Raw genomic sequence first — 13415 nt, 5'->3', positions numbered from 1 at the left:
TCGCCCGCTGGCGAGCCAACGCATCACTCATTCATTTCCGTATCGGGGTCCCCCATGTCCGATCAGCAGCACGATCTCCGCCAACAGGCACTCGACTACCACGCCCAACCTGTCCCGGGCAAAATCGCCATCGCCCTCACCAAGCCCGCCGAGACCGCTCGCGATCTGGCGCTGGCCTACAGCCCGGGCGTTGCCGAACCGGTACGCGAGATCGCCGCCAATCCGGCCGATGCCTACCGTTACACCGGCAAGGGCAACCTGGTGGCCGTCATCTCCAACGGCACCGCCATCCTGGGGCTGGGCAATCTGGGCCCGCTGGCCTCCAAGCCGGTGATGGAGGGCAAGGCCCTGCTGTTCAAGCGCTTTGCCGGCATCGACGCCATCGACATCGAGGTGAAGCACGAGACCAGCGCCCAGTTCATCGATACGGTGGCCGCCATCGCCGACACCTTCGGCGGCATCAACCTGGAAGACATCAAGGCCCCCGAGTGCTTCGAAATTGAAGAGGCGCTGATCGCCCGCTGCGACATCCCGGTGTTCCACGATGACCAGCACGGTACCGCCATCGTCACCGCCGCCGGGCTGCTCAACGCGCTGGAAGTGCAGGGCAAGGAGATTGGCACCAGCCGCATCGTCTGCATGGGCGCCGGCGCCGCCGCCACCGCCTGCATGGATCTGCTGATCAAGTGCGGGGCTGCGCCGCACAACATCTTCATGCTGGACCGCCAGGGTGTGATCCACAGCGGCCGCACCGATCTCAACCAGTACAAGCAGCGTTTCGCCAACGACACCCCCCTGCGCACCCTGATGGATGTCATCGACGGGGCTGACGTCTTCGTCGGCGTCTCCGGCCCGGACGTACTGCCTGCCGAGGCGGTGGCCCTGATGGCCCCCAACCCGGTGATCTTCGCCTGCTCCAATCCGGACCCCGAGATCAAGCCTGCTCTGGCTCACGGAGTACGCGGGGATCTCATCATGGGTACCGGCCGCTCGGACTACCCGAACCAGATCAACAACGTGCTCTGCTTCCCCTTCATCTTCCGCGGCGCCCTCGACGCCCGTGCCAGCCGCATCAACGATGCCATGAAGATCGCGGCAGTGGAGGCGATCCGTGCTCTGGCCAAGGAGCCGGTGCCCGCCGAGGTGCTGACCGCCGCTGGCGTGAGTGAACTCGCCTTCGGCAAGGATTACGTCATTCCCAAGCCCATGGACGCCCGCCTGCTGCCGCGGGTTGCCCGTGCCGTGGCACTGGCGGCGGTTGCCTCCGGGGTGGCCCGCATCGAACTGCCGGCGGATTACATGCTGGGTTGAGTCACGGCAAGCGCGTAAAAAAACAGAAGGGGCCCCCTGTCGGGGGCCCCTTTTTCATGGCGGAAGCGGGCAGCTTACTTGGTCTTGGGGGCAACCTTGACGGCCGGCGCCTTGGCGTGGGCAGCCTTGTGATGCTTTTTCACGACCTTGGTCTGGGTGGCGTGGGGAGCGGCGGCCTTGGTCGGGGTGGCAGCCATGGTGAAGCCGGAGGTCAGGGCGAAGACAGCGGCCAGAGTCAGGGGGATCAGCTTGTTCATATTCCAGTTCCTCGTTCGGTTTGATGACATGGAGCGTCTCTCCATGACTTCATCCTAGGGCTGTTCGACCTGCGGTTCAGTGAGCGACTGGTGACGGTTTGTATCCAAATGTACGGGCAGGGTCAGGCAGAAACGGGCACCGCTGCTGCTTGGCAGCAGTTGCACCTCGCCGCCGTGGTGGTGGGCGATGCTGCGCACGATGGCCAACCCCAGCCCGGCGCCGCCGGTGCGTCTGTCCCGGCTCTGATCCAGGCGCACGAAGGGCTCGAAGATTTGCGGGGCCAGCGCGGGATCGATGCCGGGGCCATCGTCGGCGACCTCCAGCAGATAGTCGTCCCCCTGTCGCGCTATGCAGAGGCTTGCCTGGCTGGTGGCATGGCGCAGGGCGTTGCCGATGAGGTTTTCCAGCGCCCGGTCCAGCAATCGGGTGTCGCCGCGCCAGGGCAGAGCCATGGCCGGGCGCACGAAGTCGAGCCGCTTGTCCGGTCGCAGGGCCTGCCAGTCGGCCAGGCGGCTGCCGGCCCAGCTGCCGAGCTCCAGATCGCTGCATTGCAGCGGCAGTTCGGGGCGATCGAGCCTGGCATAGGTCAGCATCTCCTCGATGAGGGCATCGAGGGCGCCGAGGTCCCGCTCCAGTCCCTGCTGCTCCTCGGGTGAGGGAGGCTCGGCCAGCATGGCGAGGCGATAGCGCAGCCGCACCAGGGGGGAGCGCAGCTCGTGGGCGATGGCGTCGGTCAACTGCTTGCGACTGGCCAGCATGGCCTGCAACTGCTCCGCCATCTGGTCGAAGGTGCGGCCGACCCGGCCCAGGCTGCTGCCGGGCGGCAAACCGGTGCGACAGGAGAGATCCCCGTCGCCGACCCGGCGGGCGGTCTGTTCGAGCTGTTGCAGGCCGCGCCAGTGGGGGCGCAGCCAGAGCAGGATGGGCAGGCCGAGGGAAAGGCCGATGAGCAGCAACAGCCCCACGTCCACCCAGTGCAGCTCGTGCAGGTAGGAGAGGTAGGGGACGGGGCCGACGATCAGCACCTTGTCGGTGTTCGGGATGCGCTGCAGGAAGGTGTCATCCTCCTCGACGATGACGATGTTGCCCGCCTCGAGGAAGGCCTGATCCTCGCTGGCCAGGGGCTGGTTGGCGAGGACGCCGATCTGCAGCGGCAGATTGAGCTGGCGGCTCTGTTCGCCGGTGCGGGCGGCCCAGTGTTCCGGCGGCAGCCGGGCCAGCTCGCCAGTGAGCAGGCCGAGGGAGCCTTGCATCATCCGCTCCAGATAACGGTCCCCCGCCCGCTCTGCACTGACCTGATAGACCAGCCCGATGAGCAGAATGGCGAGGGTGAAGCAGCCTATCAGCAGCAGATAGAACTGGATAAACAGGCGTCGCATCGGGGCTCTCCTCTTGCCTGGATTGCGTCTGGGCATTGCCTTGTTGCCCCTCATCCCCAACCCTTCTCCCGCAATGGGAGAAGGCTGAGTGCATCAAGGTCATTCGGCGGGGCTTATTCCCAGGACTGGGGCACCAGCAGGTAACCCTTCTGGCGCACCGTCTTGATGCGGCGAGTTGTTGCTGTCATTCCCTGGCTTCTGGTGTGCAGGCGTGTGAGACACCAGCTCATTCCCAAGCCTGGGGTACGAGTAGATAACCCTTTTGGCGCACCGTCTTGATGCGGGTCGGGTTGTTGCTGTCATCCCCGAGCCGGCGGCGCAGACGGGAGATGGCCACGTCCATGCTGCGATCCTGGCCATCGTAGTCGCGCCCCCGCAGGCTGCGAAACAGCGCCTCCCGCCCCAGGATCTGGCCGGCGTGGCAGGCCAGCTCCCACAGGAGGTCGAAATCGGCGGTGGAGAGGGGAATGCTCTCTCCATCGAGGCGCACGTCCCGACCCGGGCCGTCTATCTGGAGGCGGCCGAACTGCAGGCGCTGGGGCGGGGCGGCGGGGACCACGGCCTGCTGGCTCTGCCCCTGCTGGCGAAACTGGACTCGTAGCCGGGCCAGCAGCACCGGGGGGGGCGTGGTCTTGAGGATGTAGTCGTTGGCCCCCAGCTCCAGGCTCAGGATCTGGTTCATGTCGCTGTCGAGCGAAGTGAGCATGACGATGGGGCCGGCAAAGCGCGGACGCAGATCCCGGCACAGGGAGAGGCCATCCTGCCCCGGCAGCATGATGTCGAGCAGCACCAGATCCGGCTGCTCGGCCAGGGCCCTGTCGAGTGCCCGGTCACCCCGGGTCTCCAGCAGCACCTCGATGTCGTGGCGACCGAGCCAGCTGCTGATGAGCTGGCCTATCTCGGGATCGTCTTCAACAAACAGAACGCGTGGCATGGTGGCGTGGTTCCCCGGTCATGGCGTGAGTGGGCGTGTCGCCAGCATAACGGCTGCGTCCGCGCTCTGCACCGGGATAACTAATCAATGCGGGGGTTATTGCCCCTTCTCCCGGGGGAGAAGGGGGGACAGGATGAACCGGTTGGCATCGGGCCGCCCCAATTGTCCCGTGGCGGGTCGGGGCAGCGCGATGAGGCAGGATCCGCGCCCTTTAGTGGCCAAAGCGGCTCCGGCTGCCATGGAGCAGCCGGGGAACCGCCCGGATCAGCCGCCCTTGCGCTTCAGGTACACCCCGGCTTCCATGTGGTGGGTCCAGGGGAATTGGTCGAACAGGGCGAAGCGGGCGATCTCGTGGGTTTCACCGAGCACGGCCATGTTGGCCTGCAGGGTCTCGGGGTTGCAGGAGATGTAGAGGATATTGTCGTAATCCTGCACCAGCTTGACGGTGGCGTCGTCCAGACCGGCCCGGGGCGGGTCGACGAAGATGGTGTTGCACTGGTAGGCGCCGAGATCGACCCCCTTGAGGCGGTTGAACTCCCGCTCACCGCGCATCGCCATGGTGAACTCCTCCGCCGACATGCGCAGGATGATCAGGTTGTCGACACCGTTGGCAGCGATGTTGAACTGGGCGGAGTCCACGCTCGGCTTGGCGATCTCGGTGGCCAGCACCTTGCGAAAGTTCTGCGCCAGAGCGATGGAGAAGTTGCCGTTGCCGCAGTAGAGCTCCAGCAGGTCCCCCTCGCTCCCCTTGGTCACGTCCAGGGCCCAGCCCAGCATCTGCTCGTTGATGGCGGCGTTGGGCTGGGTGAAGCTGTTTTCCACCTGCTTGTAGACCAGCTCGCGCCCCTGCACGGTCAGGCGTTCGATGACGAAGTCATCCCCGAGACAGATCTTCTGCTTGTGGGCGCGGCCAATCAGTTGCAGCTCGAACCCCTTGGCACGCAGGTCGGCCTGCAGCGCCTCGGCGGCCTGCTGCCACTCGTTCTCCAGCTTGCGGTGGTAGAGCAGGCTGACGCAGATCTGGCCGGACTGGGTGGAGAGATAGTCGATCTGGAACAGCTTCTTGCGCAGCACGGGGTGCGGGCGCAGCCCGGCCAGCAGCACCGGCATCAGCCGGTTGATGAGCAGGCTGGCGGTGGGGAAGCTGTCGACCCGGATGATCTCCTTGGTGGCCGGTGCATACATGCAGTGAAAGAGGTCATCCCCCTCGTGCCAGATGCGGAACTCGGCGCGCATCCGGTAGTGCTCGGCGGGAGAGGCGTGTAGCTCCAGCGCAGGCGGATTGAAGGGGGCGAACAGCTGGGTGAGGCGATCGCGCTTCTCGTCGAGCTGGGCCTGGTAGTCGGCAGGAGTCCGTCTGCCCTGGGCGTCGGCGGAAGAGGGCTGGGATTGAGTCATGGATACCTCGCATGCACCGGGCAGAGCCGGGGAAAGACCGGGGGAAGGCCGCAGCCAACCAAAGGGTGGGGATTTTAAAAGGCCGTTGCGGATTGTCCAAGTTTTTTGTGGTCAAGAAGTGGCCAGTCGGGCCGATAACCGATCCACCACTATAGGCGGGAGAGTAATGATGCAAATTGATGGCATGGGCGCAGCCCAACCCAAGGGAGTGGGCATTGCTCCCAAATCGCCTCAACAGACGGAGTCGAAGACGGCGGACAAGGGGGATGAGGTCTCCCTGAACAAGCCCCCGAAATGGGCCCAGGTGCTGATCCAGCAGGCGCTGCAATTTGCGCTGGAGATCAACGGCCAGGGCTACAAGGCACCCAAGGTGCAGGAACCCCAGGAGATCACCCCGGAGACCCTGTTCGATTTCCAGTCGGTGGCGGACAACGTGTTGCAGTTCGTCACCGGGCGGATAGGCGCGGCCCGTGCGGACGGCAAGTCCGACGACGACCTGACCAAAATGATGGAGCAGGCCCGCAAGGGGGTGGACAAGGGCTTCGGTGACGCCAGGAAGCAGCTCGGTGACTGGGCGGACAACGAGGACATCAAGACCGGCATGGATCAGAGCTACAAGCTGATCCAGAAGGGGCTCGACGAGTTCGAGAAGGAGTTCTTCGGCAAGGTGTCGACCACGGATCTGGGGGATGCCAGGATGGCCAGCCGCCAGCAGGCCCTCCTCGAGATCGAGACCCGGGATGGGGACAAGGTGATGTTGCGCTTCAGCGACAGCTGGCAGTTCAAGTCCCAGAGCGATGGGGGCGGCAGCCAGTTCAGCCTCAAGTCGAGCCAGAGCTTCGACTTCTCCCTGGAGGGGGATCTCGACAGTGCCGAGATGGATGCCATCGGCACCCTGGTCAAGGGGCTGGACGAGCTGGCCGGGCAGTTCTTCAAGGGGGGCGACGGCAAGACCCTGGCGGACGGGCTGAACGGGCTGCAACTGGATGACAGCCAGCTGGTCTCCTACTCCCTCAAGCTCAAGCAATCGGCCAAGTTGAGTCAGACCTACCAGGGGGCCAGTTCCCTGCAGGAGAGCCTCAAGCCCCTGGCGGACTACCTGCCGAGGCTCAGCCGGTTGCAGCAGCAGGCCGACGCCCTGCTGCCCCCTTCCCAGCAGGAGGCGCTGACACCCACCGTGCTGGCGGCGCGGGGTCAGGACGGGGCGACCCAGGGGGCAGGCTTCATGGGCTTCAACCAGCGGATGCTGGAGGCCATGCGGCTGCTTGGCCAGCAGATGGCGACCGGCTAGTCTGGCGACGCCCCCGTGATGCCGGCGGGGGCGGGGTGTTTGCCAGCCCGTCCCCGGGCTGGCACACTGCCCTTTTCCCCAGCCCGGCGATGCCATGAACCCCAAGAAGCCAAGAGACAAGCGCGAGCTCTGCTACCCCTTCATCTTCGAAACCCAGTTCCAGTGCGACTACGAGATCGCCACCGACGAGCTCTGCTGCCAGGTGGGGGCCGTGCTCTCTCATCTGATGCCGGATGAGGATACCCGGCCCGTGATGGCGGATCTGGCGACCCTGCAGCGGCTCATCTACAACCTCAACGGCTCGGTGCGGGGACGGCTCGGCATCTTCGAGGAGGATCTGGACTGGCTGAAGGGGCGGTACGATCACTACAACGAGGCGAGTCGCGGCCGAGTGACCGGCTTCGTGCTGCCCCAGGGGCCCCAGCCCATTCCCACCCTGCACCTGTGCCGCTGTGGCAGCAAGAAGGTGGTGCGTCTGCTGGTACGCCTGGAAGAGAGCGGCGTGCGCTTCGATCCTATCCTCTATCGCTTCGCCAACCTGCTGGCCAACTTCTTCTTCGTGCTCACCGTCTACCTCAAGCAGGCGTGGGATGTGACCGAAGTCCCCTATGTCAGCATCAACTACTGATGAAGAGACGATGTTTGATGCATTCGTCGCATCACACATGGCGGCGTAGGGTTATTGGATCGAAAAACAGCGATGAGGCAGCATCCGCCACTTCGGTGGGTGCAGGCATAAAAAAAACCGGCGCCCCGAGCGCCGGTTTTCTATTGCCGCGATCCCTAGCTCGACAGCAGTACCCTGGCCGAGTTGGCCGGGATCGTGAGCTGCACCTCCCCCTGCACCACCTCGAACTTGTCGCCGTTGAAGGCGTCGGTGAAGCGGCTGGCGGGGCTGGCGGTCTGCCACAGGGGCAGGCTGATGGTGCGCGGCTCCGTGGGGTGGCGGTTGCAGGCGACCACCACCTGATCGCTTTGCAGGGTACGGGCGAACACATAGCTGTGGGGGCCGGCGTAGAGGGTCTGGATGTCTCCCCGGCGCAGGGCCGGGCGCTGGCGGCGCAGCTGGATCAGGCGGCGATAGTGGTCGTGCAGCACGTGATCCCAGTCGGTGGTATCCCAGGGGAAGCAGCGGCGGCAGTCCGGGTCGTTGCCGCCGGAGAGCCCCACCTCGTCGCCGTAGTAGATGGAGGGCACACCGATGTAGGTGATGAGCAGGGTGGCGGCGAGTCGCATCCGCTGCTTGTCTTCCCCCAGCAGGTGCAGGAAGCGGGCAGTGTCGTGGCTGTCCAGCAGGTTGAACTGGGCCAGCTGGTTCTTGAACGGAATATGGGCCCGCGCCAGCTTGAGCCAGTGATCCAGCTCGGTGGCGCTGATCTTGATGGGGTGATAGGCGATGTCCTGCCCCGCCAGGAAGGCGCGGATGGGGTGGGCGAAGCCGTAGTAGTTCATGGCGCCGTCCTCCTGATCCCCCTGCAGCCACTGGCTCGCTTCGAAGAAGTGCTCGCCCAGCACGTAGGCGTCCGGATTCTCCTGCTTCACCGCGCCGCGAATGGCGCGTACATGGCCGCGATTGCCCTCGGCAGTGCCCCGCTCCCCCAGCATGTGGATGACGTCAAAGCGCCAGCCATCGATCTGGTAGGGGGCGCGCATCCAGTAGCGCAGAATGGCGTTGTCTGCCCGATAAACGGCGTCCTGCACCTGTTCACTTGAGAAATCCAGCTTGGGCAGGCTGCGGATCCCTTTCCAGCTAACATAATCCCCTTCCTGATCGAAGGTGTAGAAGCTGCGCCAGGGGGAATCCGGGTTGCTCTGGGCGCCCAGCGGCGGGCAGAACCAGGGGTGCTCGGTGGAGGTGTGGTTAACCACCGCATCCAGGATGATCCTCATGCCGCGCTGGTGCAGGTTGCGGGTCAGCTCGGCAAACTGGGCATTGGTACCGAGGTGCGCATCCACCTTGAAGTAGTCCTGGGTGTCGTACTTGTGGTTGCTCGGCGAATCGAAGATGGGGTTGAGGTAGAGCGCCGTCACCCCCAGGGATTGCAGGTAGTGCAGCTTGGCGTCGATGCCCGCCAGATCCCCGCCGTAGAATTCACAGGCGCCGTGCCCCTCTTCGTGGCGGCTGACCGGCTCGCCCCAGGCCTTGCTGATGACCGCCTTGCCCCTGTACTCGTACTCGTGATGCTTGACGCTCAGGGACGGGTCGCCGTTGCAGAAGCGGTCGGGGAAGATCTGGTAGAACACCTGATCCTGCACCCAGGCCGGGGGCTGGTGATGGCTGTTGAAGCGGAAATGCTGCTCCCGCGGCGGCATGGCGGCGCTGACGCCTGCCCCGTGCAGCCACCACTGCTCCTCGTCGGTGAGGCACTTGAAGCAGTAGAGGTGGATCTCCTGCCCCCTGGCCAGCGGCAGTTCGACCTGCCAGACCTGAAGCCTGTCCCGGGTGGCGACCGGCGTCATGGCGACCAGATACTCCTCGTTGTCCGGCTCGTGGCGCAGCCACACCTCGCGGATGGGGGCGTCCAGCTCGCTGAACAGGGTGAGCTGCAGGGTGTCGGCACTCTCTTTGAACCAGGGTGCCGCCTGGGGGTGAAACAGGAAGGGATGGGTCATGGTATCTACTGTGTCAGAGAGGCTCAGGAATGGGGGATGGGCGCAGGCCATCTTATCCCGTCCATGGGCGTGTGTATGTGACGACCGGCCAGAATGAGACGGTGCTTCCGGCTTGGCTGGGCGGTCTGCCGTGACGCTATTGGGTCAGCAAATCGGCCAGGGCGTTGCCCTGTTCGTGCAGCTGTTCGAGCTGATCCGCCAGAATGAGACGGGGATCCGGCTCCTGCTGATCGGCCGTTGTGCATCTACTGGGTCAGCAAATCGGCAAGGGCGTTGCCCTGTTCGTGCAGCTGCTCCAGCTGATCCGCCAGGCTGGCGGGATCCAGCCCCAGCTGGTCAGCCAGGGTTCTGGGGAAACGGGCGATGATGGCCTGTGCCGGTACGCCGGCCTGCCAGGCGAAGGAGACGAAGACGGCGAGCCGGATGAGCACGGCCTCCTTGCTGACCGGATCGTGGGAGAGGGGGTCGAGCTGCTGGGCGATGGCATCCACGAAGGCGGGCGACAGGTTCCAGCGCCGCGCCAGCTCTGCGCCGAGCTGGGCATAGTCGTAACCCAGCATCTCCCGCTGGGCATCGACCCGGCTGCTGCCTTTCTCGATGGCCAGATTGATGAGCCCCGCCTCTTCCGGCAGGGTGCTCTGGATCAGCAGCTCGCCGATGTTGTGAATGAGGGCGCAGGTGAAGGCGGTCTCGGGATCCACCGAGGTGGTCTGCTGTGCCAGGGTGCGGGCAATGGTGGCGACCTGGAAGGTCTGGGTCCAGAAGTGGAGCTTGTCAAAGCCGGGGGGGGCCTTGAAGCTGCTGATGATGCCGGAGGCGACCACCACGGAGCGCAGGCGGTTGAAACCGAGGCGGATCACCGCCTGTTCGATGGAGGTGATTTCATTGCCACGGCGCAGGGCGGCGGAGTTGGCCATCCGCAGTACCTTGACGCTGATCACCTGGTCCATGGCGATCTTGGCCGCGATCTCGTCGATGCGGGCATTCTCGTCGTTGAAACTCTGCATCAGCTCGTGCAGCAGTTTCGGAATTGTGGGCAGTTGCTTGATCTTGCCAAACAGGCGATCCATCGACATGGCTGAGGCAGCCTCCATTGCTAACAATGCCTCATATTGTGCCACAGCCTGGCCAGTTGTTCCTGCTGGCGAGCGGTTTTGTGAGCCCTAGTACACCCAGTCTTGCAGCCTGTATTCCAAACGGTGCCGTTTTCCCTGGAGGATCAGGGTCTGGGTGGAACCGCTCAGTGTGGCCCCCTCCGTCAGGGTGGCGAGCACGGCCTGCTCTATCAGATCGAGTTCGGGGGGGCAGGCCATGGCGGTGCTGCCGAGGCTGGTGACCCAGAGCTTGTTCCCCTTGAGGTGACCCTGGCCGAAGTAGCGGTTGCAACCGGCGATGCCGTTGACGGTGAAGTGTTCACCGATCTCGATGTCGGGGGGATTGCTGCGGCGGCTGGCGATGGCCTGGCCATCCAGCCGATCGAGCACCCAGTGATGGTGTTGCAGATCTTGCGAGGCAAAGCGGGGAGCACTGCTGCAGGCGCTGAGCAGAAGCAGGGCGAGCAGCAGTAGCAGGTATCTGGGCATTGAAGGGGCTCCGGTGGTGGGTATGACAAGCATACCCGTCCCCGGGCCCGGGCGGCAGGGCGAGGGGGGAGGAGCCCGACCGCTTCTGTCGCCCCGGGGGAAGAGGGGGTGTCGGCAAATGGCAACACCCGTCCCGAGCGAACCTGTCTACCGGTTGCCCATGGCTCCCCTGGCCGTCTCAGTCCGCAAACAGGCGCTCGGCATAGCGGGCGAGGCCCGAGGCCACCGAACCGAAGTCATCACCCCCCTCCAGCGGTACCTTGGGCAGTTTCTGCTGGATGAAGGCCTTGATGAGGGGGGAGCGGGCACTGCCGCCGGTGACGAAGACCCGGTCAGGCTGCACGCCTGCCGCCAGGATAGCCTCGTCCATCAGCTCGCCAATCTTCTCCAGCAAGGGGGCGGAAGCACTGGCCAGCTGGGGGCGGGTGAGTGCCGCCTCCAGCCCTTTTTCCAGCTCGTTCAGGGTCTGGTGATTGTGCTCGTGGTCGGAGAGGGCGATCTTGCCCTGCTCGGCGCGCCACACCAGTTGATGGCTCAGCTTGTGGGCCCGCAGGCTGGCGAGGCGCGGGAGCTTGCTGCCGGGCTGGCTGTCGAGCTGGAGATCCTGCAACTGGCGGGCGGTATCTAGGCTGTAGAAACGGCTCTGGGCACTGACGTCATTGATGGCGGCGGCGTCCCAGAACAGGGGATGGGGCAGTGGCTTGCCGGTCTTGAGGTTCTCGTGCATGCCGAGCAGCGGCATCATGCCCTCCACGGTCAGGCGGATGTCGAAGTCGTTGCCCCCGATGCGCTGGCCGCTGTGACCGAGCAGATCGCCGCTGCGATCCAGCTGGTCACGGTGGCTCAGGCCCATGCGCAGTACGGAGCAGTCGGTGGTCCCGCCCCCGATGTCCACCACCAGCACCACCGCATCCTCGGTGAGGCGCGCCTCGAACTCGAAGCCGGCGGCCACCGGCTCATAGAGGAACTCCACCCGCTCGAACCCGGCGAGGCGTGCCGCCTCCCTCAGGATGGCGATGGCCTGGCGGTTGCTCTCTTCCCCCGCCAGTCCCTGGAAGTTGACCGGTCGGCCGATCACCGCCTGGCGGATGGTGCTGCCCGTCTGCTGCTCCGCCTCCCGGCGCACGTGCAACATCATGGCGCAGACGATGTCCTCGAACAGGGCGATTTGGGGAGCCTTGAGGCCATAGGCCCCGAGAAAGGATTTGGGGGACTTGATGTAGTAGCCCTCGTCCGGCTCTTCCAGATAGCGCGCCAGCGCCGCACCGCCGAAGCTCAGCTCGTCGATGAGTCCCTCTTCGCGCATCTGGCGGCGCACCGCCTGTGCCCGGGTCACCACGGGACCGCGCAGCTTGAGGTATTCGCTCTGCTGGACGGGGGCCAGCCCTTCGGCCAGGAGGCCGGCGATGGCGTCCCGGTGGGGGGCGTGCAGGGTGGAGGGAAGGTAATGGGAACCGGAGAGGGTCAGCAGCCTGGGGCTGCCCTGTTCCATCACGGCGACGGCACAGTTGGAGGTACCGTAATCAAATCCGATGAACATGCTGGCCAGACTCCTGTACAAAAAAGGGCTGGTAGCCTACCCGATGCCGCCGGGTCTCACAACCCGGCGGCGGGATCAATGGCGTGGCGACAACGTCTCAGGGATCACTCCACTTCGTTGTCAGAGCGGCCCTGGCTCTCGATGGCCTGGATGTTGCTGAGGGTGGTGTCGGCGATGGCGTGCAGCGCCTCCCGGGTCAGGAAGGCCTGGTGACCGGTGAACAGCACGTTGTGGCAGGCAGACAGGCGGCGGAAGACGTCGTCGGTGATCACCTCGTTGGACTTGTCCTCGAAGAAGAGGTCTTCCTCCTCCTCGTAGACGTCCAGCCCCAGGGCGCCGATGCGGGCAGTCTTGAGGGCCTCGATGGCGGCGTTGGAGTCGAGCAGGCCGCCCCGGCTGGTGTTGATGATCATCACCCCGTCCTTCATCTTGGCGAAGGCCTCCTTGTTCAGCAGGTGATAGTTCTCCTTGAACAGGGGGCAGTGCAGGCTGATGACATCGGACTGACGGAATAGGGTGTCGAGATCCACGTACTCGGCGCCCAGATCGATGGCCGCCTGGTTCGGATAGGGGTCGCTCACCAGCAGGCGCATGCCGAACCCCTTGAGGATGCGCAAGGTGGCGATGCCGATCTTGCCGGTGCCTATGATGCCGGCGGTGCGGCCATGCATGTTGAAGCCCACCAGCCCTTCCAGGGAGAAGTTGGCGTCCCGGGTGCGCTGATACGCCTTATGGATGCGGCGGTTGAGGGTCATCATCAGGCCCACCGCATGTTCGGCAACGGCCTCGGGGGAGTAGGCAGGCACCCGCACCACCTTGAGTCCCAGCTCCTTGGCGGCGGCCAGATCCACGTTGTTGTAACCGGCGCAGCGCAGGGCGATGACCCTGGTGCCGTACTGCGCCAGCTCGGTCAGCACTTCGCGGTCGGCATCATCGTTGACGAACAGGCAGACCACGGGGAAGCCGTGGGCGAGACGGGCCGTCTTGGCCTCCAGCCGCACGTCGAAGAACTCCAGATCGAAACCGTACTGGGCGTTGGCCTGGTGGAAATGTTCCTTGTCGTAGCTCTTGGTACTGAAAACGGCGACTCTCATGGTGCGCTCTCCGT

The 13415-nt window shown here is 64.9% G+C and carries 12 protein-coding genes; 3 read left to right on the top strand and 9 right to left on the bottom strand.

Going from position 1 to position 13415, the window contains the following annotated elements; genetic code table 11:
- The first annotated feature begins 54 nt into the window (after positions 1-54).
- Positions 55-1311, top strand: a complete 1257-nt coding sequence (locus AB5Y47_RS00530; RefSeq protein ID WP_043153426.1) for a malic enzyme-like NAD(P)-binding protein — start codon at positions 55-57, stop codon at positions 1309-1311.
- 74 nt (positions 1312-1385) lie between these two features.
- Here the strand turns inward: AB5Y47_RS00530 and AB5Y47_RS00525 are convergent, their stop codons facing one another.
- From AB5Y47_RS00525 to trmA, 4 genes are all read right to left on the bottom strand, one after another.
- Complete coding sequence (locus tag AB5Y47_RS00525; protein ID WP_010676075.1) at positions 1386-1568, bottom strand: hypothetical protein; 183 nt, start codon at positions 1566-1568, stop codon at positions 1386-1388.
- Positions 1569-1622: 54 nt separating this feature from the next.
- The gene (gene rstB, locus AB5Y47_RS00520) at positions 1623-2948 is read right to left on the bottom strand and encodes a two-component system sensor histidine kinase RstB (RefSeq protein WP_323913925.1); all 1326 of its coding nucleotides are present in this window, start codon (positions 2946-2948) and stop codon (positions 1623-1625) included.
- Between the two features lie 226 nt (positions 2949-3174).
- Positions 3175-3882 (bottom strand): two-component system response regulator RstA, encoded by a 708-nt coding sequence (gene rstA / locus AB5Y47_RS00515; RefSeq protein ID WP_010676073.1) that lies wholly within the window; start codon positions 3880-3882, stop codon positions 3175-3177.
- Between the two features lie 264 nt (positions 3883-4146).
- Positions 4147-5280, bottom strand: a complete 1134-nt coding sequence (gene trmA, locus AB5Y47_RS00510) for a tRNA (uridine(54)-C5)-methyltransferase TrmA (protein WP_042864749.1) — start codon at positions 5278-5280, stop codon at positions 4147-4149.
- Positions 5281-5449: 169 nt separating this feature from the next.
- On the opposite strand from trmA, the gene AB5Y47_RS00505 reads away from it, so the two are divergent.
- Together AB5Y47_RS00505 and AB5Y47_RS00500 are read left to right on the top strand one after the other, a co-directional pair.
- Complete coding sequence (locus AB5Y47_RS00505; protein ID WP_049636071.1) at positions 5450-6571, top strand: DUF5610 domain-containing protein; 1122 nt, start codon at positions 5450-5452, stop codon at positions 6569-6571.
- A gap of 94 nt (positions 6572-6665) precedes the next feature.
- Complete coding sequence (locus tag AB5Y47_RS00500) at positions 6666-7199, top strand: ATP--cob(I)alamin adenosyltransferase (protein ID WP_042016441.1); 534 nt, start codon at positions 6666-6668, stop codon at positions 7197-7199.
- 155 nt (positions 7200-7354) lie between these two features.
- On the opposite strand, the gene malZ is transcribed toward AB5Y47_RS00500, so the two are convergent.
- From malZ to AB5Y47_RS00475, 5 genes are all read right to left on the bottom strand, one after another.
- A complete protein-coding gene (malZ, locus tag AB5Y47_RS00495) occupies positions 7355-9184 on the bottom strand; it encodes a maltodextrin glucosidase (RefSeq protein WP_029314873.1) in 1830 nt (609 codons plus the stop codon).
- A 245-nt stretch (positions 9185-9429) separates the two neighbouring features.
- A complete protein-coding gene (locus tag AB5Y47_RS00490) occupies positions 9430-10278 on the bottom strand; it encodes an HDOD domain-containing protein (protein WP_039039670.1) in 849 nt (282 codons plus the stop codon).
- Between the two features lie 69 nt (positions 10279-10347).
- Complete coding sequence (locus AB5Y47_RS00485) at positions 10348-10767, bottom strand: META domain-containing protein (protein WP_010676067.1); 420 nt, start codon at positions 10765-10767, stop codon at positions 10348-10350.
- A gap of 178 nt (positions 10768-10945) precedes the next feature.
- Positions 10946-12307, bottom strand: a complete 1362-nt coding sequence (gene yegD / locus AB5Y47_RS00480) for a molecular chaperone (protein WP_368219591.1) — start codon at positions 12305-12307, stop codon at positions 10946-10948.
- Between the two features lie 104 nt (positions 12308-12411).
- Complete coding sequence (locus tag AB5Y47_RS00475) at positions 12412-13401, bottom strand: 2-hydroxyacid dehydrogenase (RefSeq protein WP_042864752.1); 990 nt, start codon at positions 13399-13401, stop codon at positions 12412-12414.
- Positions 13402-13415 lie beyond the last annotated feature (14 nt).

Origin of the sequence: Aeromonas sp. R7-2, from assembly GCF_040908105.1 — a bacterium.
Lineage (GTDB): Bacteria > Pseudomonadota > Gammaproteobacteria > Enterobacterales > Aeromonadaceae > Aeromonas > Aeromonas caviae.
Note: the sequence above shows the minus strand (reverse complement) of the source record. Positions and strands in the feature narration are given on the sequence as shown.